19 protein-coding genes are annotated in these 24,714 nt (G+C 72.9%); 8 read left to right on the top strand and 11 right to left on the bottom strand.

Annotated features, from left to right (window positions below):
• Nucleotides 1-165: 165 nt before the first annotated feature.
• The 3 genes from ACFZBB_RS10185 to ACFZBB_RS10175 all read right to left on the bottom strand — a co-directional run bounded on the left by ACFZBB_RS10185 (nucleotide 166) and on the right by ACFZBB_RS10175 (nucleotide 2,433).
• Nucleotides 166-552: a PPOX class F420-dependent oxidoreductase gene (locus tag ACFZBB_RS10185; RefSeq protein WP_355350185.1), complete on the bottom strand. Its 387-nt coding sequence runs from the start codon at nucleotides 550-552 to the stop codon at nucleotides 166-168.
• 155 nt (nucleotides 553-707) lie between these two features.
• Complete coding sequence (locus tag ACFZBB_RS10180) at nucleotides 708-1,190, bottom strand: DUF456 domain-containing protein (protein ID WP_188282878.1); 483 nt, start codon at nucleotides 1,188-1,190, stop codon at nucleotides 708-710.
• Nucleotides 1,191-1,437: 247 nt separating this feature from the next.
• Entirely contained in the window at nucleotides 1,438-2,433 is a 996-nt protein-coding gene (locus tag ACFZBB_RS10175) for a helix-turn-helix domain-containing protein (protein WP_391119770.1), read from the bottom strand.
• A 367-nt stretch (nucleotides 2,434-2,800) separates the two neighbouring features.
• Between ACFZBB_RS10175 and ACFZBB_RS10170 the strand changes: the two genes are divergently transcribed.
• A complete protein-coding gene (locus ACFZBB_RS10170; protein ID WP_391119768.1) occupies nucleotides 2,801-5,668 on the top strand; it encodes a protein phosphatase 2C domain-containing protein in 2,868 nt (955 codons plus the stop codon).
• An 86-nt stretch (nucleotides 5,669-5,754) separates the two neighbouring features.
• Nucleotides 5,755-7,497, top strand: a complete 1,743-nt coding sequence (locus tag ACFZBB_RS10165; RefSeq protein WP_391119766.1) for a pyruvate dehydrogenase — start codon at nucleotides 5,755-5,757, stop codon at nucleotides 7,495-7,497.
• On the opposite strand, the gene ACFZBB_RS10160 is transcribed toward ACFZBB_RS10165, so the two are convergent.
• The 3 genes from ACFZBB_RS10160 to ACFZBB_RS10150 form a co-directional block, all read right to left on the bottom strand.
• Complete coding sequence (locus tag ACFZBB_RS10160; protein ID WP_391119764.1) at nucleotides 7,379-8,056, bottom strand: hypothetical protein; 678 nt, start codon at nucleotides 8,054-8,056, stop codon at nucleotides 7,379-7,381. The genes ACFZBB_RS10165 and ACFZBB_RS10160 overlap by 119 nt on opposite strands.
• Before the next feature lie 203 nt (nucleotides 8,057-8,259).
• Complete coding sequence (locus ACFZBB_RS10155; RefSeq protein WP_391119762.1) at nucleotides 8,260-9,027, bottom strand: helix-turn-helix domain-containing protein; 768 nt, start codon at nucleotides 9,025-9,027, stop codon at nucleotides 8,260-8,262.
• 153 nt (nucleotides 9,028-9,180) lie between these two features.
• On the bottom strand, nucleotides 9,181-10,647 hold the full coding sequence (locus ACFZBB_RS10150) for a hypothetical protein (protein WP_391119760.1): 1,467 nt from the start codon (nucleotides 10,645-10,647) through the stop codon (nucleotides 9,181-9,183).
• A gap of 507 nt (nucleotides 10,648-11,154) precedes the next feature.
• On the opposite strand from ACFZBB_RS10150, the gene ACFZBB_RS10145 reads away from it, so the two are divergent.
• Nucleotides 11,155-11,610: an ATP-binding protein gene (locus ACFZBB_RS10145; RefSeq protein WP_391119758.1), complete on the top strand. Its 456-nt coding sequence runs from the start codon at nucleotides 11,155-11,157 to the stop codon at nucleotides 11,608-11,610.
• 81 nt (nucleotides 11,611-11,691) lie between these two features.
• On the opposite strand, the gene ACFZBB_RS10140 is transcribed toward ACFZBB_RS10145, so the two are convergent.
• From ACFZBB_RS10140 to ACFZBB_RS10130, 3 genes are all read right to left on the bottom strand, one after another.
• Nucleotides 11,692-12,759: a DUF2637 domain-containing protein gene (locus tag ACFZBB_RS10140; protein WP_355338847.1), complete on the bottom strand. Its 1,068-nt coding sequence runs from the start codon at nucleotides 12,757-12,759 to the stop codon at nucleotides 11,692-11,694.
• Between the two features lie 175 nt (nucleotides 12,760-12,934).
• Nucleotides 12,935-13,810: a (2Fe-2S)-binding protein gene (locus tag ACFZBB_RS10135; protein ID WP_391119756.1), complete on the bottom strand. Its 876-nt coding sequence runs from the start codon at nucleotides 13,808-13,810 to the stop codon at nucleotides 12,935-12,937.
• A 189-nt stretch (nucleotides 13,811-13,999) separates the two neighbouring features.
• Entirely contained in the window at nucleotides 14,000-14,983 is a 984-nt protein-coding gene (locus tag ACFZBB_RS10130; protein ID WP_391119754.1) for an acetylxylan esterase, read from the bottom strand.
• A 279-nt stretch (nucleotides 14,984-15,262) separates the two neighbouring features.
• Here ACFZBB_RS10130 and ACFZBB_RS10125 point away from each other — a divergent pair, with 279 nt between their 5' ends.
• Nucleotides 15,263-16,129 (top strand): FCD domain-containing protein, encoded by an 867-nt coding sequence (locus tag ACFZBB_RS10125; RefSeq protein WP_391119752.1) that lies wholly within the window; start codon nucleotides 15,263-15,265, stop codon nucleotides 16,127-16,129.
• Nucleotides 16,130-16,394: 265 nt separating this feature from the next.
• Here ACFZBB_RS10125 and ACFZBB_RS10120 read toward each other — a convergent pair whose 3' ends face one another.
• On the bottom strand, nucleotides 16,395-17,147 hold the full coding sequence (locus tag ACFZBB_RS10120) for a hypothetical protein (protein ID WP_391119750.1): 753 nt from the start codon (nucleotides 17,145-17,147) through the stop codon (nucleotides 16,395-16,397).
• Between the two features lie 222 nt (nucleotides 17,148-17,369).
• A complete protein-coding gene (locus ACFZBB_RS10115; protein ID WP_391120139.1) occupies nucleotides 17,370-19,031 on the bottom strand; it encodes a PucR family transcriptional regulator ligand-binding domain-containing protein in 1,662 nt (553 codons plus the stop codon).
• A gap of 273 nt (nucleotides 19,032-19,304) precedes the next feature.
• Between ACFZBB_RS10115 and ACFZBB_RS10110 the strand changes: the two genes are divergently transcribed.
• The 4 genes from ACFZBB_RS10110 to ACFZBB_RS10095 all read left to right on the top strand — a co-directional run bounded on the left by ACFZBB_RS10110 (nucleotide 19,305) and on the right by ACFZBB_RS10095 (nucleotide 24,696).
• Entirely contained in the window at nucleotides 19,305-20,210 is a 906-nt protein-coding gene (locus ACFZBB_RS10110) for an FAD binding domain-containing protein (protein WP_391119748.1), read from the top strand.
• Nucleotides 20,201-20,677 (top strand): 2Fe-2S iron-sulfur cluster-binding protein, encoded by a 477-nt coding sequence (locus ACFZBB_RS10105; RefSeq protein ID WP_391119746.1) that lies wholly within the window; start codon nucleotides 20,201-20,203, stop codon nucleotides 20,675-20,677. The genes ACFZBB_RS10110 and ACFZBB_RS10105 overlap by 10 nt, the downstream gene beginning before the upstream one ends.
• Before the next feature lie 2 nt (nucleotides 20,678-20,679).
• Nucleotides 20,680-23,094 carry a molybdopterin cofactor-binding domain-containing protein gene (locus tag ACFZBB_RS10100; RefSeq protein ID WP_391119744.1) on the top strand — a complete coding sequence of 805 codons (2,415 nt, stop codon included), beginning with the start codon at nucleotides 20,680-20,682 and terminating at the stop codon, nucleotides 23,092-23,094.
• A gap of 135 nt (nucleotides 23,095-23,229) precedes the next feature.
• Nucleotides 23,230-24,696 (top strand): solute carrier family 23 protein, encoded by a 1,467-nt coding sequence (locus ACFZBB_RS10095; protein ID WP_391119742.1) that lies wholly within the window; start codon nucleotides 23,230-23,232, stop codon nucleotides 24,694-24,696.
• Nucleotides 24,697-24,714: the final 18 nt, after the last annotated feature.

The raw sequence follows: 24,714 nt of genomic DNA, 5'->3' as shown, positions 1-24,714 counted from the left end.
AGAAAACCGGGGGCCGGTACGCGCACAGCGTAACGGGTCCCCCGGCGCGGCGTGAGAGCGCTCTCTGTGTCGGTTCGGCAGGTGAGACGGGTGTGCCTTGTGTGCGCCTTGTGCGGGCCGGGCGGCCGTCGGGCAAGCGACGCCCGGCAGGTCCGGCGCGCGGGGTCAGTCCTCCAGGCCCCAGCCGATGATCGAGTACGGGTGGATCCGGATCAACTCGTCGCTCATCTGCGCGCCGAGGTCGTGCGGGCCCACGACCTGCTCGGCGGTGCCGCGGATCTCGACCCCGCGCACCGTCCACGGGTCGGTGCCCGCGATGTCGTCCACGACCAGCGACACATAGTGGTTCGCCGCCACATTGCGCCACTTCTTCGTGGCGCCCATCGTGTAGCCGCCGATGTCGACCGTGCCGTCCGGGCGCAGGAAGTAGCCGACCGGATTGGCCTGCGGACGGCCCTGCGCGTCCACGGTCGCCAGCCGCCCGAGGCGCTGCGTGCGCAGATAGCGCAGCTCGGCCTCGGTCAGCGCTGTCCTCGGTGTCTTGATTGCCATGCCTTCACCCTCACACGGGTGAGCGCACCGGGCCATTGGACCTTTGACCTATCCGGGACATAGGCCGAGTGGGGACACGCGGTCGTACGGCCATACGTATGTCCGTACGACCGCACACCCCGTACGCCTCCCCCTGCGCGCGGTGCCGGTGCCGGTCAGCCCGCGATCACCGCGCCCAGCCACGCGCCCGCCACGACGAGGCACGCCAGGAGTTCGACCAGGACGGAGCCGCCCACCGCGCGCATCGCGGTGCGGGTCGCGGTCCAGGCGGCGCGGTGGCCGCCGAGGCGTACGCGCTCGGTCGCGTAGATCGTGCCGACGAAGCCGAGGACCGCGCCCAGCACGGGGATCAGGAAGAAACCGGCGATGGCGAAGGAGCCCGCGACCAGCACGGTGTGCCAGGTGATGCCGGAATCGCGGATCCGGCGCGCCGGGAGCAGCCACACCACCACCTGGACGACGGCCAGCAGGCCGGTCGCCCCGGCCAGTACGCCCCAGGTCAGGCTCGTGTGCTCCTGCGTCGCCCACCACATGACGGCGGCCCAGCAGAGCAGCGTCCCCGGCACGCCGGGGGCCAGCACACCGACGAGTCCGAGCAGCATCACCGCGCCGATCAGGCACACCTGTGCGGTCCCCATGAGTCCACCCTGCCCGATGACGCGCCCGTCCGCCGGGCGGATCACCCTCGGGGCGCAAGGCGAGACCTGTCCGAGACCCGTAGGACCACTCGCGTACGCCGCTCGTACGCCGCTCGGACGCCGTTCGTACTCCGCGGCTACGTCGTCGGTCCGCCGCGCCGTCAACCGTCCGGTGGCGCGCTCACCCTTCCGGCGGGACCGTCGGCCCGGTCGCCGGGCATCGCGTCCGCCGCGTACGGCCCCGCGCTCATATGTCCGTGTCGCCGCGCGCCACCCAGCCGCGTTCGTAGGCGTGCCAGCCGAGCTGGAGGCGGGTGGTGACCTCGGCGATCTCCATCAGCCGTTTGACCCGGCGCTGCACGGTGCGCAGCCCGAGGTCGAGCTGCTTGGCCGCCGAGGCGTCCGTCAGACCGGCCAGCAGCAGCGAGAGGATGCGCAGGTCGGTGCTGTCCGGCGCCTCGGGGGACTCCTCGGCCACGGTGCCCGTCCCGTCCAGGCTCAGCGGCATCCCCTGCCGCCACACTCCCTCGAACAGCCCCATCAGCGACTCCAGCAGCCCGCTGGCGTGCACGACCAGCGCGGCGGGCTGGGCGAGGCGGCGGGTCAGCGGCACCATCGCCAACGACCGGTCGGCCACCACCAGTTTGGTCGGCACCCGGTCCACCACCCGCACCTGTTCGTTCCTGCCGAGCGCGGCGGACACCTCCGTGAAACCGCTCGGGCTCGTCACGACGGAACGTTCCAGCACCACGCGGTACGTGACGCCGCGTCGGGACGCCTCCTGCTCGGCGTCGTTCTCCGTACCGGTGATGGCCACCGGGCGGTCGGTGACCAGCGCGCAGACCTCGCTCTCCGCGCCGAACTGGAGTTGCAGGAAGCGCTGCGCCACCGCGTTGGCGCCGGTGACCACCTCGACCAGGTCGTGCACGGCCGGTTCCGTCGCCTCCGCGCGGAACTCGGCGGCCAGGACGGCGGCGGCCAGCTCCGCCTGCTCCAACTCGTGCCGCTGCCGGGTCAGCAGCGCCGACAGCGCCACGGCCGGTGGCGCGGCGACCCAGCGACCGGGCCGCGCCGACGACTGCGCGACCAGTCCGTGCCCCTCCAGCCTGCGCAGGATGCGGCCCGCGTCCTCCTCGTTCAGCCCGAGGCGGTGCGACAGGTCGCCGACCTCGGCCGCGCCCAGGCCGACCAACGCCCGGTAGGTCGATTCCTGCACTTCGTCCAGACCGATGGCGCCGAGCACGGAGCCCCCTCCCTGCGGTGGTGGTGACGGTGGCGGAAATGAGCCACGGCGGTTTCCCGCCTTGGTCATCTTGTACTCCCGCAGGTCCGCTCTGCCAGTGTGATCGACACCGAGCTTTGCGGAGAGCTTCACGGGGAGCTTTTCGGTGGCTTCGCGGGAGGCGGGACGGAAGGCGCCGGGGACGGTTTCCGTGGCAGCCCCCGGAAGAAGTCTCGGACGCGTCCGAAGGTCTCGGTGCGGTCCCCGGAGGATCTTTCCCGAGGTCCCGGCCGGGGACGGCGACTCCGCCGGGCGGCCCTGCTGTGGGGGCGGGGCCGGCCCGGCGGTTCCACGTTTCCCGGCGGCCCGCGCGGTGGACAATAAGGGCATGAGCCAGCAGGGGGACTCCCACAGCAGCCAAGAGGACGACTGGTGGCGTCAGTTGTACGACGACGACGCGGCCACGCCGTCCGCCACGCCGGATTCCGTCGACGCGCACTTCGATACGGCGCTGGACGCGGTGACGCCTCCGCCGCCGACGCCGGCCGCCGACACGTTGCGACTGCGTCGGCCCACTCCGCCGCCTCCGCCCCCTTCCTGGCCGGGGCCGCCGCGCACGCCGGGTGCGCCTCCGGCGCCGGTTCCGACCACGGTGCCGGTCTCGGCTCCGGAGCCCGCTTCGGTGTCGATTCCGGCTCAGCAGGACGCGTCGCCCGAAGTACCGGCCGACGAGGTGCCGGTCGACGAGGTGCCGGTCGACGAGGTGCCGGTCGAGCCGCCGGTCGAGCCGCCGGTCGAGTCCTCGGCCGAACCACCCGCCAAGCCGACGATCGCCGCGCCGGACGCGCCGCCGGTCGATGACCCTCCCGCGTGGGACGCCTGGTCGGCCGAGCCGACCTTCGGTACGGCGCCGCCGCCACCGGAAGAGGCTCCGGAGGCCGGAGCGCCCGAGTCCGCGCCGCCGCCCCCGCCGGAGCAACGCCCTTGGGACGCCTGGTCGTCCGCTCCCACCTTCGCGGAACGCCCCGAGCCGTCGGCCCCCGCCCCGGAGCCCCGCGAGGCGCCGCGCCCCGCGTCCGACTCCTGGTGGACCCGCTCACCTTCGGCCGCCCCCGAGCCGGCCTCAGCTCCGGAGCCCGTCGCCGAAGAGCCGGAGGCGCCGGAGGGCGATACGCCCGGAGCCTCGTGGGACGCCTGGTCGGCCACCCCGACCTTCGCCGTCGAGGACCCCGCACCCGCTTCCCTGGACGAGCCTGCCCTCTGGCCCCGCACCGCCTGGCAGGCCCCGACCCCCGAGACAGCCGAACCGGCACCGGCCGAGCCGGACGATTCCGGACCGCCGTCGCCGACCGACTCGGCACTCGACCAACTCCCGGCAGCCCGCCGCCCCGCGCCCGAGCCGCCCCCCTCCGACAACTCCTGGGCCGCCCCCGAGCCGGACCGCCCCGAGGCCGAGCCCCGCCGCCCGCCTACCGCCCCGACCGGCGCGGCGGACCCCAACTACCCCTGGCCGCCCGCCCCGACCACGCCGAGCACACCCCCGAGCCCGCAGACCGCCCCGCCCGGACCGGACCCCGATCGTTCCCCTTCGGCGGCCCAACCACCCGCCCCTGCGACACCGGACGAGCCCGCCCAGCCAATTCCGCAGCAGCAGTCCGCCCCGCCCGAGCCTCGCCGTCCGTGGGCCCCCCCGACCCAGGCGGAGCCCGCCCCGCCGGGTCCGTCCCCGCAGGCGGCTGACGCCGACCCTGCCCCGGCCGACCGCGAGGCCCCCGCCGCCTCCCCGGAGCCCGGCTCTCCGTGGGCTGTCCCGCCCGGGGCGGAGGTCGATCGCTCCTGGGCTGCCCAGCCGCCCGCCGTACCGGAGCCCGATCAGCCCATTCCCCCGCAGCCGTCCGCCCCGCCCGAGCCCCGCCGTCCATGGGTGGGCCTGACTGCCATGGGCGTGCCGACCGCAGCGCAGAACGATCAGCCGGGTCCTTCTCCGGAGGCACCCGCCGCCGAGGCCGCCCCGGCCGAGCCCCGCCGCCCGTGGGTCGCCCCGGCCGAGGCGGAGCCCGCCCAGCCGGGTCCGTCCCCGCAGGCGGCTGACGCCGAGTCTGTCCCGGCGGCGGCGGGCGAGTCCGACGTATCGGGGCCCGATCAGCCCATTCCCCCGCAGCCGTCCGTCTCGGTCGAGCCCCGCCGTCCTGGGGTGGGGCACGCGGTCGTTGGCGTGCCGGTCGGCGGGCGGAAGGAGCAGGTGGGGGAGCGGGACGGTGCCGCGGCCGGGACTGGGCCGACCGAGGGCGCCGGGAAGGGTGCCGACTCGGCGGCGGGGTGGGGGCGGGAGACGGGGTTCGTGGAAGGGGAGGTGCGGTGGGCGCCGGAACTGCCGCCCGGGTGGGTGGCGGCGGTGGGGGCGCGGGACGAGGTCGCGGAGCCGGAGGTGGTGGGCGGGGGGCCGCCGACGTACGCGGCGGAGCCGACCGCGTGGCCGGAGGCGGAACCGGACGACCTCGGCACCCTGGTGGCGGACACGGTGCTGGACGGCGCGCGGTACGGCCGCATGACGGTCCGGACGGTGTCGCTGCGCGGCGACTCGGCGCGGTACCGGGGCCAGCCCCGCAGGGACGCCCTGCTCACGGCACGCTTCGGCAGCGGCGACGAGGCGCTGCTGCTGGTCGCGATGGCCAGCGGCGCCCGCGCGGCGGACGACGCGCACAAGGCGGCGCAGGACGCGGTGCGGTGGATCGCGGGCGCGGTCGGCCGGAGCAGGAACCGGCTCTCTGACGACCTGCGCGCGGCCCGCAGAGGCTCGCTCAAGTCGGGCCTGCACCGGCTGACCGACCGTTGCTACGGACGCCTGCGGGCCCGCGGCGAGGATCTGGGCCTGGACGAGGGCACGTACACCGCCTCGTTGCGCTGTCTGCTGCTGCCCGCGGACCCGGAGTGCCGGACCCGGCTGTTCTTCGGCGTCGGCGACGGCGGACTGTTCCGGATCAGGGACGACACGTGGCAGGACCTGGACCTGGCGCCGGACGAGACGGCGGCGCCGTTCCGCTTCCGGGCCACCGTCGCCCAGCCCGGCGACGCGCTGGTGATGTGCAGCGGCGGCCTCGCGGAACCGCTGCGGGGCGAGCCCGCGCTGGCCGTCCACCTGGCAGGCCGCTGGGGCGCGGGACCGCCCGGCATGGCCGCGTATCTGGCCGACGCCCAGACCCGAGTCAAGGGCTACGCCGACGACCGGACGGCGGTGACCGTCTGGGACGCGTGACCGGGCGCGCCCCGGCGGTCCCGGATGCGGGGCCACCCACTTCCCGGTGAGATGAGAGGAGTCACCGACGAGGACAGGTGGGCCCGATGGCGAAGCAGACCGTGGCCGAGCAGTTCATCGACGTACTGGTGCGCGCGGGCGTACAGCGCATGTACGGGGTGGTGGGCGACAGCCTCAACCCCGTCGTGGACGCCGTACGCCGTAACCGTTCCATCGAATGGGTGCACGTACGCCACGAGGAGGTCGCGGCCTTCGCGGCGGGCGCGGAGGCCCAGCTCACCGGCAAGCTCGCGGCCTGCGCCGGCTCCTGCGGCCCCGGCAATCTGCACCTGATCAACGGCCTGTACGATGCGCACCGCTCGATGGCCCCGGTGCTGGCGCTGGCCTCGCACATCCCCAGCAGCGAGATCGGCACCGGCTACTTCCAGGAGACCCACCCCGACCAGCTCTTCCGCGAGTGCAGCCACTACAGCGAGCTGATCTCCAACCCGGCGCAGATGCCGCGCGTCCTCCAGACCGCCATCCAGCACGCGGTGGGCCGCGGCGGCGTCAGCGTCATCAGCCTGCCGGGCGACATCGCCGCCCAGGCCGCGCCGCAGCGCAGCATCGAGCACGCCCTGGTCACCCGCCGCCCCACCGTCCGCCCCGGTGACGCGGAACTCGACGTCTTCGCCCGGCTCGTGAACGGCGCCAACAAGGTCGCCCTGTTCTGCGGCAGCGGCACCGCGGGCTCGCACGACGAGGTGATGGCCTTCGCCGAACGTGTCAAGGCCCCGGTCGGCCACGCCCTGCGCGGCAAGGAGTGGATCCAGTACGACAATCCGTACGACGTCGGCATGAGCGGTCTGCTCGGCTACGGCGCCGCGTACGAGGCGATGCACGAGTGCGACCTGCTGATCCTGCTCGGCACCGACTTCCCGTACAACGCCTTCCTGCCGGACGACGTGACGATCGTGCAGGTCGACGTGCGGCCCGAGCACCTCGGGCGCCGCTCGAAGCTGGACCTGGCGGTGTGGGGCGACGTCGGCGAGACGCTGCGCTGCCTGACGCCGAAGGTGCGGGAGAAGTCCGACCGCAAATTCCTCAACCGGATGCTGAAGAAGCACAGCGACGCGCTGGAAGGCGTCGTGAAGGCGTACACCCGCAAGGTCGACAAGCACGTGCCGATCCACCCGGAGTACGTGGCGTCGGTGCTCGACGAAGAGGCCGCGGACGACGCGGTGTTCACCGTCGACACCGGCATGTGCAATGTGTGGGCGGCGCGTTATCTGACGCCCAACGGCAAGCGCCGCGTCATCGGCTCCTTCACGCACGGCTCGATGGCGAACGCGCTGCCGCAGGCGATCGGCGCGCAGTTCCTCGACCGCCGCAGGCAGGTGGTGTCGATGTCGGGCGACGGCGGCTTCACCATGCTGATGGGCGACTTCCTGACGCTCGTCCAGTACGAACTCCCCGTCAAGGTCGTGCTGTTCAACAACTCCTCGCTCGGCATGGTCGAACTGGAGATGATGGTCGAGGGGTTGCCCGCGTACGGCACCACCAACCACAACCCGGACTTCGCGGCCATCGCCAACGCCGCCGGGGCGTACGGCGTCAGGGTCGAGAAGCCGAAGGACCTGCGGGACGCGCTGCGCGGCGCCTTCCGGCACAAGGGGCCCGCCCTGGTCGACGTCGTCACCGACCCGCACGCCCTGTCCATCCCGCCGAAGATCACCGGCGAGCAGATCGGCGGCTTCGCGCTGTCGGTGGGCAAGGTCGTGCTGGACGGCGGCGTCGGCAAGATGGTGCAGCTCGCGCGCTCCAATCTGCGCAACGTGCCGCGCCCGTAGCCCCGTTCGGCTCCGTTATGACCAGGACCGCGCCCGCCTCCGGCGTTCGCCTGCACTCCGAGCGTCGTCTCGTTCGCGTTCGCCTCCTCGCCGCGTCGGCGACGTCCGTCTGGTCGGTCAGCGACTCCTCGGTCTTGTGGGTCGACGTCTCGGACTGCTCGGCGGTCCGCTCCACCAGCGTGCGGCGGGTCGCGGTCTCCACGACCTCGACGGTGCCGCCGGGGCTCAGCCACAGATGGCCGACCGGCGTACCGAGAAAGGTGTCGAACTCGAAGAAGTACGCGCGGAAGAGATTGATCAGGCCGACCGGCGACAAGATGCCCTCGATCGGCGGCGCGGGCAGCGAGAGCGGGGCCGAGTCCGCCTTCCCGACGGTCAGTTCACCGGCCGCGGGGCCGCTGAACAGCGCCCGGTCCAGATCCGCGCCGAGCGCCGCGCCCAGCCTGCTGGTCGCCCCGTATCCGAGCCAGCCCCGCAGCGTCTGGTAGACGCCGAACAGCTCGCTCGCGTACGGGTACGTGCGCTCGGCGGCCGAGCCCTGCACGGTGTGCGTCCACACCTGGTACCAGGTCCCGGGTGCCGGGCGTGGTCAGCGGTGTCCTGCCGGTGAAAGTGGCGACGAGCGCCTTGAGCGTGGCCCCCGGAGTCGTCGCAGGGCGCGGGCGCCGTCACGTACTGCTGTCGCACGCGGTGCCGGTCGCACGTACCGCTGTGGACCGCAGCGTGAGACACGGGCGGGAGCGGTGTCAGCCGGTGTTCCGCTCAGCGGGCCGGAACGTTCGGGTGTTCGGGCGGGACGGCCGGAGAGGGGGCGGAAGCGGGGGAGTGAGAGGGGGAGGGCGCGCGGCGCAGGGCGGCGCCGACGACGCGCGAGGTCCGGGTCAGCGCATCGGCGAGCCTGCTGAGATCCCGGCGCGGCGGCACCACCGCGCACAGCGAGGCGATCACGTCGCCGCGCGGCCCGTACAGCGGCACGGCGGCGCAGCACACCCCCGGCGACAGTTCCTCGTGGTCGAAGGCGGCGCCCCGCTCGCGGATCTCGGCCGCCGCCCACCGCCAGGACGCGGGCATCGGCCCGATCGGCAGGCCGGGCGGCGCGGTGGCCACCAGCACCTTGCCCGCGGCCGTCGACCAGGGCCACATCAGGCCGGGCCGCAGCGGCACCGCGTCCCCCAGCTCGCCCGGCACCCCGGCCACCGCCATCGCCTGGCCCTCGCGCAGCACACTGATCCCCACCGTCGCCCCGGTGGTCCGGGCCAGCCGCCGTACGGGCCCGGTCGCGGCGGCCAGCAGACCCGGATAGGGCTGCCAGGTACGGCCCAGCCGGAAAACCCGGGCGCCCATGCGATAAACGCCACCGGACCGCTCCACGGCGCCGAGCGCGATCAATTGATCGAGTAATCGGTGTGCGCTGGATTTCGGGAGGCCGCTTTCCGCGGCCAGCGTCGTCAGGCCCGCCTCGCCGACCTGCTCCAACGCTTCGAGCAGCGCGAACGCGCCCTCCAGCACACCCCGACCGGCACGTTCCACCGGCTCGCCCCCCGTCCTGGTCCAGCGGTTGCCCAGACAATCAGCCGTCGCTATACAGCCGATAATCTCGGACGCGTCCCGGGCGGCACAGTCATACTTTTACGCCGGACGGGTACCGCGGAACAGAACAGGGGGCCGATGGAGGAAAAGCCGTCAACTCTGGATCAGATCGAACTCCTCCCACTGCCCGATGGCCGCCCGATTCGCGATCAGCGCCGCCGCGCCCCCGTTCTCGGCCGTCACGTACTGGTTGTTGACCCGCGCCCGCAGGCTGACGCTCCCGTCGCCGTTGCGCACGAGCTGGAACTGCTCCCAGGTGCCGACCGCGTCGACCTTGGCGATCAGCGGCGCCGCGCCCGCGTTGTCCGCCGTCACGTACTGGCCGTTGGCGTGCGCGTTGGCGACCGCGTGCAGCTTCCCGTCCGAGCCGACCTTCTGGTAGTTGAGCAGGAAGGTCGCCGACGACTTCAGCAACGGGTAGTACGTGCGCAGGAAGTTGATGTCGCCGGTGGCCAGGTACTGCTGCCAGATGAACAGGCTGATCTCGGCGCCCGAGGTGATGTTCAGGGCGTTCCAGTTGGGGCTGCCCGGCTGGCTGCACGCCGCGTTGGCACCGCTGCCCGGGTCGCCGCCGACGCCCGCCTGGCTGCCCGGCACGGTGCCGCGCATCGAGGCGGCCTCCATGTACAGGTACAAGGTGCGCAGCGTCTCCATGTACTGCGCGGTGCCGTCGGCCGAAGTCGCTTCAAGGACACCGGAGTTGGCCCAGAAGCCGGACCACCAGGACTTCTGGGAGGACAGCAGCGAGGACTCGGCGGCGGTCGCGTCGGAGCCGAGCAGATTCGCGGCTGTGGTCGCCGCGTTGCCGCCGGTCCAGGTCGGGGCGCCGAGGATCACCCGGTAGGAGCCGTCGGCGTTGGGGGTGAACGTGACCTTCACCTGGGTGGAGTTGACCACCGAGGCGGTGACGTTGCGACCGCCCGCGGAGAGCGCGGCCAGCGAGCCGAAGGTACGGCCCGAGGAGCCCGCCTCCTGGTTGTCCACCCAGGTCTCGGCGAGCGTGCCGACGGTGCCCGAGACGGCGGCCTGCGGACCGCGGCCCGACCACAGGCTCAGCGTCACGGTCTGCTGGGCGCCCGGATCGGCGCCGGTGACGTCCACGATCAGTTCGTCCTTGGTCGCCGACACCCAGGACTTGAGGATCATGCCGCCGCCGGACTCGGTGAGCACACTGGTGTAGACGTCGAGCGAGCCCTTGAAGTCGCTCGCGTTCGTCAGCGCGGACAGGCCCGGAATCTGCACCTGGCCCGGCGACTTGCGGCCCGGCAGGGTGTCGGCGCGGTTGAGCTGCGCGGTGAAGCCGCCCGCGGCCCAGGCGGCGGCGCCCAGCGAGCCGTTGCCCAGCGGCAGCGACTGCGCGGCGGCGGTGTTCGGCGAGCCGAGCACGATGTTCGAGCGGCGGATCACATTGGGGGTGTCGACATGGAAGCCGCCGTTCTGCCAGGCCGTGGTCGCGGTCGCCGCCGCGGCCGGCGGGGCGGCGGCGGGGACGAGCAGGCCCGCGGTGAGCAGGCCCGCCGCCAGAAGTGCGGTGGTGACGAGCGCGGGTGGTCGGATCATTCGCCGACGTCCGAGTTTTCCTTGCGGTGGGTACACGGGCCCCTCCCGAGGCAACGGGACGACAACACAGGCGCAACACCCAAGAGACACATGGGATGAGTGCGCCACAGAGTGAGGCCGTGACCGCGTAGTGTCAAGGATTTTCACAACGCTGACTCGGTTATACATCGGACCTCTTCAGGGAGCGGAGGTCAGAGTGCCTGCCTGGGTCGAGAATCCGCGACGGCCGCAGCGCGATCCGCAGACCTCCGATGTGACGTCGGCCGCGACGGGAAGGGGACCGGAGAGGGCCCGCCGGACACCCGCCCGCCGACCGCCCGCCAACCGCCGGGCACCCGCCCGGCAGTGGCCCGGCAGCTTCGGCCGGCGGGCGCGGCGGGCGCGGACCCCGGCGCATCCGGGACACATCAGGGGATCACGCGCGCAGGACTGGAACCTGTGGGGCTGGGAATGCCTATCGGCAAGAAAGTTCGACCGGGGAATCGCGGCGGCGACCGGAGCGGGGCCATGGAAGAGCCCGAAGCAGGGGAACTGGGGGATCAGACGGACATCACGGGGCAGATACTGCGGCATACGGTGCGGCACGCGGACCTCCCGGCCGTGGCCGAGGTGCGTCGGCTGCTGCGCGAGCATCTGCGGGACTGGGGAGTGCCCGTGCTCTGCGACACGGCGGAGCTGCTCGCCACCGAGCTGGTCACCAACGCACTCCAGCACACCACCGACGGGGCGGTGCTCACCGCCACACTCGTCCCCGGACGGACGGCCGGGGAGCGGCTGCGCGTCGAGGTCTACGACGACCTCGCGCGGCACCCGAGGCTCCCGGCTCAGGCGACCGCCCCCGAGGACCACGGCACTTCGGGCCGCGGGCTGCTCCTCGTGCAGTCCCTGGCCGACGCCTGGGGCGCGCACTCACGCGGCAAGGGCAAAGTCGTCTGGTTCGAACTCGACGCCCGCCGCGCGTGACAGCGCCCACGGGGCGGGGACCCGGGTATCTCTCCCCATGCCCCACCACCCGTGGGCGGCAGTCGACAACCAGCGTTCGGATCAGCCGAATTGGCGTTCCATTTCCTCCAGCTTGCGTTCCAGGGAGTCCAGTCGGGGGAGGGTCATCGTGTCGTCCTCCGCCGTCAGGTCGATGGTGAAGGGGGCCGCGGCGTCCTCGCGTACCGGCTGGAGCGCCGGACGGGCGCGGACGGGGAGTTCGGCCGCGTGGGCCTCTATGGCAGGCTCCGATGCGGCCTGGCCGCTGCCGCCCGCGGCACTGGCCGCCGGAGGCAGTTCGACCTGACGGCCGCCCCGGCCGCCACCACGCGGCCAGTTCCTGTGCTGCCGGTTGAGCGCCTTGACGCGCGCCCGCTCCAGGCGGTCGTGGTCACGGCGGCGCATCACGTTCTGCTCGCGCTCCCGCTTGTCCTCCCGGACCTCCTCGACCGCCTCGTCCAGCGTGCGTACGCCTTCGAGGAGCATCAGGGACCAGGCCGCGTACGTCTCACGCGGTGCCCGCATCCACCGCACCATGCGGATCTGCGGCAGCGGACGCGGTACGAGCCCCTGCTCGCGCAGCGCCGCCCGGCGGGTCTGCTTCAGCGCGCGGTCGAAGAGGACCGCGGCCGAGAGCGACATCCCGGCGAAGAACTGCGGAGCACCGGCGTGGTCGATACCGCGCGGCGCGTGCACCCAGTTGAACCAGGCGGCGGCGCCGGCGAACAGCCACACCAGCATGCGCGAGCCGAGAGCCGCGTCACCGTGGCTGGCCTCACGCACGGCCAGCACGGAGCAGAACATCGCCGCGCCGTCCAGGCCGAACGGGACCAGGTACTCCCAGCCGCCGGTCAGGTTGAGGTTCTCCCGGCCGAAGCCGACCAGGCCGTGGAAGGAGAGGGCCGCGGCCACGGCGGCGCAGCAGAAGAGCAGCACGTACGAGGCGCTGCCGTATATCGCCTCCTTGCGGCGACGGCGCTCCTCACTGCGCTCCCACGAGTCCACCTGGGCGCCGTCGGCGCTGCTCGAACTCGCCTTGCGGTTGCGGAAGACGAGGACGCAGGCCACGAGGACGACCAGGCCGATGGCCCCCGAGAGCGCCCAGTCCAGCGAAATGTCCGTAAGTCTCATGTGCGATTCCTAGTGTCGCTTCCGTCGCGCTCGGGCCGCGGGACGGCTTACGAGCGACATCTTTGCGAAGAGCGCGGATGACTGGAGAGGTTATGGCCCAAGAGCACGCCTTTGGATGGATTGCTCGAACTTCCGTGCCACAGCAACTCAGTTGAGCGAGATCGTAGCGTGATCGTCAGGCCGCCGAGACCAGCCGCCTGATCCGGTCCGCGTCGCAGGTCCGCGGGCAGGTGGTGCAGGCATCGGCCGGACTGATCGTATAGAACCGGCAGCAGGTGAGCCGGTCCCGGGTCCGGTCGACGGGCGGTGACGGTACGTCAGTACCGGTCGGGACCGTCAGTTCGCGGAATGCGGCGCCTCCCGCATACGGCGTAGTGCCACCGGGCAGCAGCGCGGCCAGCTCCGCCGCGGCCCGCTCCTCCTCGCCCAGCAACTGCCCCACGCGCCAGAGCCCTTCGGTGATCTCGTCGGTCGCCATGCCCCACAGCGCACGCGGTCCGCGCCGCAACCGCGGCCCGAATCCCTCCAGCAGCGGCGCGAGATGCTCGGCCAGCGCGGCCCGCAATTCGTCGCGCAGTGCCGCCTCGTCCGGCACGACGCGGGCGTGGGGGAGCGCCGCGGCCGGGTCGTCCGGCAGGCAGGCGAAGGAGCGCGGCCGTACGGTCATCCGGCCCGCCGCGCGGTGGAAGGACACGTCGGTGACCGCCAGCCGCGGCACCCGGCGGCTGAGGAACCACGGCACGGTGAAGAGCAGGCACGCGGGCCACGCGTAGCGGTGCAGCGCCAGCGCCGCCGCCACGTCGGGCCGCGGGCGGCGGCCGTGGTCGGCCGTGACCTGGGCGGCGACGGTGTCCGTGAGGGCGTCCGCCGCCGCGCCGCCGTCCGCCAGTTCGCGCGCCCCGACCCAGCCGGGGCCGTGCGGCGTCGGCCGGGTCACGTCGGTCACCTCGGTCACGACGAGGCCGGGGAAGACCTCGGCGAGCCGGTCGTACGCCATGGTCAGTGGCGAGCCGGTCGGTGCGGCGGGCGGCAGGTTTCTGGACACGGGCATGCGGCTCACCATCGGGTGTTTCGAGCGACACGAGATCGTTACGAGGTAAGCCTTACCTTACTCATGGAGAAGGGTCCCTGAGCAAGCCGGCGTGTTTGCCACTACGGCATTCGGGGGAAAGGCGCGCCCGCACGCCCCCCTCCGGACCGCCCCGGCCGCCGCCCGCGCCGGGCGTGTCGCGTCGGTCCGCTACCGCTGGGCCTCCAGGTCGCGGAGCCAGTGGAGTTGGGTGGTGCGGTGCTCGGCGGAGCCGCCCTCGTGGCCGTTCCAGGGGTAGACGCTGATGTCCTTCGTGCTGCCCGACCAGTGGTTGTACGAGGCGAAGACCGTCGACGGCGGGCAGACCTGGTCCATGAGGGCCACCGAGTACAGCACCGGCGCCGTCGCGCGGGCGGCGAAGTTGAGGCCGTCGAAGTACGAGAGGGTCGTGAACACGTCGTCGTCCGTGCCGCGTTGGGTCGCGAGGAACAGCACGATCTCCTGGTACGGGTCCCGGTCGGTGATGGTCAGCGCGCGCCGGAAGTGCGACAGGAAGGGCACGTCGATCAGCGCCGCGGCGACCCCCGGGTGCAGTCCGGCGACAGCGGTCGCGATGCCGCCGCCCTGGCTGCCGCCGGCCACGTACACCCGCCCGGCGTCGACGGCGGGATGGGCCGCCGCCACGTCCACCGCGCGGACGGCGTCGGTGAAGACCCGGCGGTAGTAGTACGCCTCCGGGTCCAGGATGCCGCGGGTCATGAAGCCGGGGGCCTGCGGGTTGCCGCCGCCGTGCGGGTCCGGCGTCGAGCCCGCGCTGTTGCGGCCCACCGCGCCCTGGCCGCGGGTGTCCACCACGAGCGTGGCCCGGCCGGTGGCGGCCCACACCAGATGGTCGTGCGGCAGGCCGCGCCCGCCGCCGTACCCGATGTACTGCACCACGCACGGCACCGGGCCCTCCGCGCCGCGCGGCACCACCAGCCAGGCGGATATCGGGTGGCCGCCCCAGCCGGAGAAGGTCGTGTCGAAGACGTCGACCGCCGTCAACGCGGTGTCGACGGGCAGGAATTCGGCGCCGGGAGCCGATCGCGCCGCCTCGTCGAGCGTGCGTTTCCAGAAGGCGTCGAAGTCGTCGGGCTCGTGGCGCTCCGGCCGGTACGAGCGCAGTTCTTCAAGGGGCAGATCGAACAGGGCCATGCGGACTCCATGGGCGAGAGCGAACCGAGAGTAAACAAGGTCGCACAAGAATAAACGAGACCGCACGCCTGGTCGGCTTCGCCGGCCCGGTCCGTTCTCTAGGACTGGTCCCATGGCGGTGTGGGATAAGGCCGTTGGACCAGTCCACTCATGGTTCCGGAAGCTGACGTTGGACCTGTCCAACGTCAATGTGTCGCACAGAATCCGGTGCGGGGAATTTCCGTCGGCGGGCGGTGACCGGCGCGCGTGCGGCGCTCCGCGTGATACCCCGTAGGGGTAATGCGCGGGCGGCCGGGGGCACCACCGCCGCGGGTTACGCTTACCGCACTGCGCCACCCGAGTGGCGTCACCAGGCGCTGGTCACCGGTCACGGCCAGGACGCCGGTCACGCTCACGGAGTACGGAGAGGGACGCCGCGTGGAACGAGCCGCACCCGGGGGCGCCGAGCAGGTACGCGGCGACCACCCGCACGCCGGGCAGTCGGAGCTGCCCGCGCCGCGGCGCATGCCCGAGCGGCTGTCCGTACGCGACCAGGTGCTCGGAGCGCTGCGGCACGCGCTGGTCAGCGGTGAGCTGCCGCCCGGCACCGTGCACTCCGCGCCGGCCCTCGCCGGCCGCTACGGCGTCTCCGCCACGCCCATCCGCGAGGCCATGCAACTGCTGGCCCGCGAGGGCGCCGTCGAGGTGCTGCCCAACCGCGGCTTCCGGATCACCGAGCGCAGCGCCCGCGACCTGGCGGAGCTGGCCGAGATCCGCGCCCTGCTCGAGGTGCCCGTCGTCCTCCGCCTCGCCCGCAGCGTCACCGCCGACCAGTGGGAGGCGCTGCGCCCGCTGGCCGAGGCGACCGTGACCGCCGCCGCCCTCGGCGACCGGGCCGCCTACGCCGAGTCCGACCGCGCCTTCCACCGCGCGATGCTGGGCCTGTCGGGCAACCTTCAGCTCGTCTCCGTCGCCGACGAGCTGCACCGCCGCGCCCAGTGGCCGCTGGCCGTCCCGCGCCCGCCGCACGCGGCCCGCCCGGCCCCGGCGGAACTGCTCGCCGACGCCACCGAGCACGCCGTACTGCTCGACGCCCTCGTCGCGGGGGACATCGACACCGTCGAGGCGCTGGTCAGGGAGCACTTCTCGGGCGCCGTCCGCGGCTGAGCCGGTCGAGACGGCCGAAGACGCCCGCGTACGCCGGTGAGCGGGTCGGCCATGGTCCGGGGGAGGGCCGCCGCCACCGGCCCATGGTCCGGGAGGGCCGCCGCCACCGGCCGGTGGTCCGGAGAGGACCGAACCGCCCCGCCGGGGCCGGTGGTGGCCTGAGGTCGCGTCCCGGCCGGGGCGCAGTTCCCCGCGCCCCTTAAAAGCAGCTCTTGCGCCGGGACGCCGCGGAGATCCACACGACAGGCCCTGCGAGTCAATACACCTAGGCCGCCTTGAAGGCCGGGGCGAGCCAGGTGGGGACGCCGTCCAGGAGGGCGTAGAGGCGGGCGGCCTCAAGGCGGAGCCGTGCGGCCTCGGGCTCGTCCTCGACATCGGCCAGGGCGAGGAGCGCGGGCGCCGTGCCGACGAGGTGCCCGAGGGAGACGCGGATGCGGAGGGACTCCGCGAAGCCGTGCCGGGCCTCGGCGATCTCGCCGTCGGCGGCGGCGAGCCCGGCGAGGTGACGCCAGGTGAAGGAGGTCAGGAAGACGTCGCCGTGGGCGACGGCGCCGGCGTGGGCGCGGCGGTAGGCGGCGCGGGCGGCAGCCGGATTGGCGGCGATGTTCTCGGCGACCAGGCCGCGCCGGAAGTCCAGCAGCGGCCTGCCGGGAGAGGCGGGGGACAGCAGCGCGGCGGCGCGGCCGAACGCGGAGCTGGCCTCGTCGGCGCGGTCGCGTACGGAGAACAGCGTCGCGCCGTACGCGAGGTACCCCCGTTCGGAGGCGGCGGCGCCGCGCTCCTCGTCGGTGCCCGCCAGCGCTTCGGCGGCGCGCAGCGCGTCCTCCGCCTCGGACCAGCCGTCGAGGTGGTAGAAACACCCCTCGACCAGCAGTTCCGCCCTCCGTAGCGCGGCTCCGGCGTGGTCGGCGCAGAACGGCGCGAGCAGTGTCGCCGCCTCCGCCCAGCAGCCGCGAGCCCGCAGCCGCCATACGTCCGGTTCCCCGACCACCGATTCCGACAGGGCGGTTTCCGCCACAGTCTCTCCCCCAAGCGCGTCGTCGAGCGAGTGCGAGTTCCTGCTTACGTGCAGTGGCCGAAGTCCAACATGGCGCGGGGGTCCACGCCAAGGGGTTGGAGATCACCTTTTGTGAACGGGATCACTAATGCCTGTTCGGCAGGTCGGACGGTCCAACAGGTGAACTTGTGAAGGAGATTCGACGGCCTCTTCGGCGGGCGCGCCGCCCGCCCCGCCGTACCGTCAGCTCATCCGCAGCGCGAGGAAGAAGTCCAACTTGTCCTCAAGACGGGACAGATCACGCCCCGTCAGCTGTTCGATCCGCCCGATCCGGTACCGCAGCGTGTTCACGTGCAGGTGCAGCCGGGTGGCGCAGCGCGTCCAGGAGCCGTCGCACTCCAGGAACGCCTCAAGGGTCGGGATGAGGTCGGCGCGGTGCCTGCGGTCGTACGCGCGCAGCGGGTCGAGCAGCCGGGCGGTGAAGGCGCGGCGCACGTCGTCGGGGACGAAGGGCAGCAGCAGGACGTGGGAGGCCAGCTCCTCGTGCCCGGCCACGCAGACCCGGCCGGGGCGGGCCGCGGCCACCCGGCGGGCGTGCCTGGCCTCCTCCAGGGCGCCGCGCAGCCCCTCGGCGGACTGCACGGCGGCGCTGACGCCGATGGTCAGCCGTCCGTCGTCGGCGAGCCCGCGGCCGAGCGGGCCGCGCAGCACGTCGAGCAGCCGGTGCGCGTGCAGGGCCGCGGGGGAGTCCTCGCCGCCCTCCTGGGCGCCGGGGACCGGCGGGGGCAGCGGTACCAGCGCCATCGCCTTGTCGTCCAGGTGCGCCACCGCGATCCGGTCCGTCGCCTCGGCCCCGGCCGCCGCCGGGTCGACCAGCACTTCCTCCAGCAGGTCCCGCGCCACCGGTCCCGGCGCCAGGTCGCCGCCCGCCCAGTCGACCCGGGCGACCACGATCTGCCACTGCGGGGCGTCGCCCGCGCCCGGCACCAGGACGGGCGCCGCGGCCCGCAGCCGGGCGCCGATCTCGGCGGGCGGCGCTCCGCCGCGCACCAGCTCGAAGACCTCCGCGGCCAGCCGCCGCCGTACCGTACGGGCCGCGTCCCGCCGCTCCCGCTCCACCGCGATGAGCTGCGTGACGCCGTGCAGCAGATCCAGGCGCTCCGCGGGCCACTCTCCGGCGTCCGCCTCGACGGCGAGGAACCAGTCGGACAGTACGGTCGCCCGTACGTCCTCAGCCCCCGCGCGGACCGGGAAGAGCGAGTAGATCCGGCCGCCCTGGACGGCGACGCGGTGCGGTGCGGGCCGGGCGGTGCGGGCGGCGGCCTGCTGGGCGCCGGCCAGCTCGGCGCGGACCGAGGCGGCCAGCGAACGCCCCGAGCCGCCGATCTCCCGGCCGACCGCGGACAGCACCCAGGCGCGCAGGTCCAGGTCGCTGCCGAGCAGGTCGAGCACGGCGTCGGGGCCGCCGCCCGCGGGCCCTGACGACATCAGCCGCCGGTGCCGGTCCACGACCGCCGCGAGATCACCCGCCCGGCCGCTGGAGACCTGCCGGACCACGTACTCGGTGACGGTCGCGAAGGCCACCGTCTCGTCCACCGCGAACAGCGGCAGCCGGTGCCGGGCACAGGCGGCCACCAGATCCTGCGGGATCGTGCTCAGCCCCGCCTCGCCCGCCGCGAGCGCCGCCACCCCGGCTCCGGCCAGCAGCCGGACGAAGGGCTCGCAGTCGCCGGGGCCGCGCCGCCAGGCCAGACCGGTGAGGACCAGTTCGCCGCCGGTCAGATAGCGGCTGGGGTCGCGCAGGTCCGTGGTCATCACCCCGCGGACCGTACGGTCCAGCTCGTCCTCGCCGCCGAGCAGCCGCAGGCCGAGGGCCTCGGTGTCCAGCAGTGCGCGCAGCCGCATAGTCGTCGCCTTGTCCTCTGCCGGTTCGTGGTCGCGGTCCCGGCCGTCGTCGCGGGAGTCCGGGGTCGCAGTGTCGAACACCGGTGTTGCGGGTGGGCTGCCGCGAGGTTTCGGAGCGGACCCTTTCGGAGGAATCTACAAGACCCACCCCTTGGCCAGCCAACCGCTTCATGTTTTCGGTGACTGCACCCGGACGGCCCCACAGCCGTGTACTGGGGCCACGCCGCGTGTACAGGACATGAACAGCCCACTCGGATTCGAGAAGAGAACCCCATGGAATTCCTGCGCCCCGCCAGCTGGGAGGAAGCGCTCGCCGCCAAGGCCGAGCATCCCTCCGCTGTGCCCATCGCGGGTGGCACGGACGTGATGGTCGAGATCAACTTCGACCACCGCAGGCCCGAGTTTCTGCTGGACCTGAACCGCATCGGTGAGCTCCAGGAGTGGGAGGTGGCCGAGGACACCGTCCGGCTCGGCGCCTCCGTCCCGTACACCCGGATCATGGAGAACCTCAGAGCCGAGCTGCCCGGCCTCGCGCTGGCCAGCCACACCGTCGCCTCCCCGCAGATCCGCAACCGCGGCGGTGTCGGCGGCAACCTCGGCACCGCCTCCCCGGCGGGTGACGCCCACCCGGCGCTGCTCGCGGGCGGCGGCGATGTCGAGGCGCAGTCCGTACGCGGCACCCGGCTGATCCCCATCGACGACTTCTACCGGGGGGTGAAGCGCAACGCGCTGGAGCCCGACGAGCTGATCCGCGCCGTACGGCTGAAGAAGGCGACCGGGCCGCAGCAGTTCTCCAAGGTCGGCACCCGCAACGCGATGGTCATCGCGGTCTGCGCCTTCGGCCTGGCCCTGCACCCCGAGACCCGCGAGGTCCGCACCGGCATCGGCTCGGCCGCGCCCACCCCGATCCGGGCGCGGACGGCCGAGGAGTTCCTGGCCGCCGCTCTGGACGAGGCCGGGCTGTGGGAGAGCCGCGGGGTGCTCCCGCCCGCCGTCGCCCGGCAGTTCGCGGAGCTGGTCTCCGGGGCCGCCAACCCGATCGACGACGTCCGCGGCACCGCGTCCTACCGGCGGCACGCGCTGGCCGTCATGGCCCGCCGCACGCTCGGCTGGTCCTGGGAGCAGTACCGCGGCAACGAGCCCCACGAGCTGGACGACAGGAGCAAGCCATGCGCGTGACCTTCACCGTCAACGGCGGTCCGCAGGAAGCCGACGACGTATGGGAGGGCGAGAGCCTGCTGTACGTGCTGCGCGAGCGGATGGGCCTGCCCGGTTCCAAGAACGCCTGCGAGCAGGGCGAATGCGGCTCCTGCACGGTGCGCCTGGACGGCGTGCCGGTGTGTTCGTGTCTGGTCGCCGCGGGCCAGGCGCAGGACCGCGAGGTCGTCACCGTCGAGGGCCTGGCCGGTGAGGGCGGTGAACTCTCCACCGTCCAGCAGGCGTTCGTGGACGCGGGCGCCGTCCAGTGCGGCTTCTGCACCCCCGGACTGCTGGTCGCCGCCGACGAGTTGCTCGAACGCGTTCCCGAGCCGTCCGACGGCGACATCCGCGAGGCGCTGTCCGGCAACCTGTGCCGCTGCACCGGCTACGAGAAGATCCTCGACGCCGTACGCCTGGCCGCAGCCCGTACCGAAGGAGCGGTGTGAGCATGCCCAACACACCCGCGTCCGGGGCCGGTTCGTCCGTCACCCGGACACCCACCAGCCTCACTCAGGGCGCCGCCTCCAAGGGCGGCATCGGCGAGTCCACGCTGCGCCCCGACGGCATCCTGAAGGTCACCGGCGAATTCGCGTACTCCTCGGACCTGTGGCACGAGGACATGCTGTGGGGCTACACGCTGCGCAGCACCGTCGCGCACGCCGAGATCCGCTCCATCGACACCTCGCAGGCGCTGGCCACCTCGGGTGTCTACGCGGTGCTCACCTACGACGACCTGCCCACCGAGGTGAAGAACTACGGCCTGGAGATCCAGGACACCCCGGTCCTCGCCCACGGCAAGGTCCGCCACCACGGCGAGCCGGTCGCGCTGGTCGCCGCCGACCACCCGGAGACCGCGCGCCGCGCCGCCGCGAAGATCCGGGTGGAGTACGTCGACCTGCCGGTCATCACCGACGAGGCGTCCGCCACCGCGCCCGGTGCCGTCCTGGTCCACGAGGACCGCGACGACCACCACATCGGCCATGTTCCGCACCCCAACATCGTCCACCGCCAGCCCATCGTGCGCGGCGACGCGGACGCCGCGGCGGCCCGCGCCGACGTGGTCGTCAGCGGCGAGTACGTCTTCGGCATGCAGGACCAGGCGTTCCTCGGCCCCGAGTCCGGCCTGGCCGTGCCCGGCGAGGACGGCGGCGTCGACCTCTACGTGGCCACCCAGTGGCTCCACTCCGACCTGCGGCAGATCGCGCCGGTCCTCGGGCTGCCGGAGAAGAAGGTCCGGATGACGCTCTCCGGCGTCGGCGGCGCCTTCGGCGGCCGTGAGGACCTGTCGATGCAGATCCACGCCTGCCTGCTGGCGCTGCGCACCGGCAAGCCCGTCAAGATCGTCTACAACCGCTTCGAGTCCTTCTTCGGCCACGTCCACCGCCACCCCGCCAAGCTCTGGTACGAGCACGGCGCGACCCGCGACGGCAAGCTCACCCACATCAAGTGCCGGATCGTGCTGGACGGCGGCGCCTACGCCTCCGCCTCCCCGGCCGTCGTCGGCAACGCCGCCTCCCTGTCGGTCGGCCCGTACGTCGTCGAGGACGTCGACATCGAGGCGCTGGCTCTCTACACCAACAACCCGCCCTGCGGCGCGATGCGCGGCTTCGGCGCGGTCCAGGCGTGCTTCGCCTATGAGGCGCAGATGGACAAGGTCGCGGCCGAACTCGGCCTGGACCCGGTTGAGTTCCGCCAGCTCAACGCCATGGAGCAGGGCACGCTCATGCCGACGGGCCAGCCCGTCGACTCGCCCGCGCCGGTCGCCGAACTGCTGCGCCGGGTCAAGGCCCGCCCGCTGCCGCCCGAGCGCCAGTGGGAGGTGGCCGGGGGAGCCGCCGACGTACGCGCGCTGCCCGGCGGCCTGTCCAACACCACGCACGGCGAAGGCGTCGTACGCGGTGTCGGCTACGCGGTCGGCATCAAGAACGTCGGCTTCTCCGAGGGCTTCGACGACTACTCCACCGCCCGGGTGCGGATGGAGGTCATCAACGGCGAGCCGGTCGCGACCGTGCACACCGCGATGGCCGAGGTCGGCCAGGGCGGTGTCACCGTGCACGCCCAGATCGCCCGCACCGAACTCGGCGTCACCCAGGTCACCATCCAGCCCGCCGACACCCGGGTCGGCTCGGCCGGTTCCACCTCCGCCTCCCGGCAGACGTACATGACCGGCGGCGCGGTGAAGAACACCTGCGAAGCCGTACGCGAGAAGGTGCTGGAGGCCGGCCGCCGCAAATTCGGCACCTACCACCCGGCGTGGGCCACCGCCGAACTCCTGCTGGAGGGCGGCAAGGTCGTCACCGACGGCGGCGAGGCGCTGGCCGACATCGCGGACGTTCTGGAGGACGAAGCCGTCGACCTGGAACTGGAGTTCAGGCACCGCCCGACCGTCGCCTTCGACCTGCGCACCGGGCAGGGCAACGGCCACGTCCAGTACAGCTTCGCCGCGCACCGCGCGGTGGTCGAGGTCGACACCGAACTGGGCCTGGTCAAGGTGGTCGAACTCGCCTGCGCCCAGGACGTCGGCAAGGCGCTCAACCCGCTGTCGGTCGTCGGCCAGATCCAGGGCGGCACCACGCAGGGTCTGGGCGTGGCGGTGATGGAGGAGATCATCGTCGACCCCAAGACCGCCAAGGTCCGCAACCCGTCCTTCACGGACTACCTGATCCCCACGATCCTCGACACGCCGACCATGCCGGTCGACGTGCTCGAACTCGCCGACGAGCACGCGCCTTACGGCCTGCGCGGCGTCGGCGAGGCGCCCACGTTGTCGTCCACTCCCGCGGTCCTCGCGGCGATCAGGAACGCGACGGGGCTGGAGTTGAACCGGACCCCGATCCGGCCGGAGCACCTGACCGGAACCTAGGCGGCCGGGGGGCTCCCGCCCCCCGGTCCCCTTTCTTGTTCGTCTCGGGCCGTCCCCCGGGTCGTGCAGGCCACGCAGATCCCAAATCCCGTACACCGCGTACGAGTGCCCCTGTGAACCTTGGGAGTTGGCACCATGACCCAGACGCCAGTAGAGCCGCGGACGGCGGCGGAGGACGCGGGCGAAGGCTCGCGACAGCCCGCCGGGAGATCCTGGCTCGACCGGTACTTCCACATCTCGGCCCGAGGCTCGTCGATCCCCCGCGAGGTCCGCGGCGGCATCACGACCTTCATGGCGATGTGCTACATCCTGCTCCTCAACCCGCTGCTGCTGTCGGGACCCGACATCGCGGGGCACAAGCTCAGCCACGCCGCGCTGATCACCGCGACGGCGCTGGCCGCCGCCGTCTCCACCCTGCTGATGGGCTTCGTCGGCAAGGTGCCGCTGGCGCTCGCGGCGGGGCTGAGCGTGGCCGGGGTGATCTCCACCCAAGTGGCTCCGAACATGACCTGGCCGCAGGCTATGGGTATGTGCGTGATCTACGGCGGCGTCATCGTGCTGCTGGTGGTCACCGGGCTGCGCGAGATCGTCATGAACGCGATACCGCTGGCGCTCAAGCACGGCATCACCATCGGCATCGGCATGTTCATCGCGATGATCGGCCTGGTCAACGCCGGTTTCGTCGGCAAGGGCGACCCGCACGGCACGGCCCCGGTCGCCCTCGGCGCGGGCGGCCAGCTGCGCGGCTGGCCCGTGCTGCTCTTCTGCGTGACCCTGCTGCTGATCTTCATGCTCCAGGCCAGGAATCTGCCGGGCGCGATCCTGATCGGCATCGTGGCCGGCACCGTCCTGTCCGTGATCGTCAACGCGGCGGGCAATCTCACGGCGGCCGACTGGGGAGGCAGCGCGCCCAAGCTGGAGGGCAGCGCGGTCTCGATGCCGGACTTCGGGCTCTTCGGCCATGTCGAGTTCGGCGGCTGGGGCTCGATCGGCGGTATGACCGTCGGCGTCATCGTTTTCACTCTGGTGCTCGCCGGGTTCTTCGACGCGATGGCCACCATCATCGGCGTCGGCACCGAGGCCCGGCTCGCCGACGACAAGGGCCGGATGCCGGGCCTGTCCAAGGCGCTGTTCATCGACGGCGCGGGCGGCGCGATCGGCGGCGTCGCGGGAGCGTCGGGGCAGACCGTCTTCATCGAGTCCGCGACCGGCGTCGGCGAGGGCGCCCGCACCGGCCTGTCCTCGGTCGTCACCGGCGTCCTCTTCGCGCTCGGCCTGTTCTTCACCCCGCTGGCCCAGATCGTGCCCGGCCAGGTCGCCGCCGCCGCGCTCGTCGTGATCGGCGCGATGATGATGAGCAACGCCCGGCACGTCGACTGGTCCGACCGCGCCGTGGCCGTACCGGTCTTCATGACCGTCGCCCTCATGCCGTTCACCTACTCCATCACCGCGGGAGTCGGCGCCGGCGTCGTCTCGTACACCGCCATCAAGGCCGCGCAGGGCAAGTGGCGCGAGCCGGGCGTGTTCATGTGGATTCTCACGGCCGTCTTCGTCGTCTATTTCGCCCTGCACCCGATCGAGGGCTGGCTAGGCGTCAAGTGACCGCCGGGAAGAGCGAGT

The sequence above is a fragment of the Streptomyces sp. NPDC008139 genome (genome assembly GCF_042957025.1).
GTDB lineage: Bacteria > Actinomycetota > Actinomycetes > Streptomycetales > Streptomycetaceae > Actinacidiphila.
The sequence above is the reverse complement of the archived record's forward strand: the minus strand, read 5'-3'. Positions and strand labels throughout refer to the sequence as shown.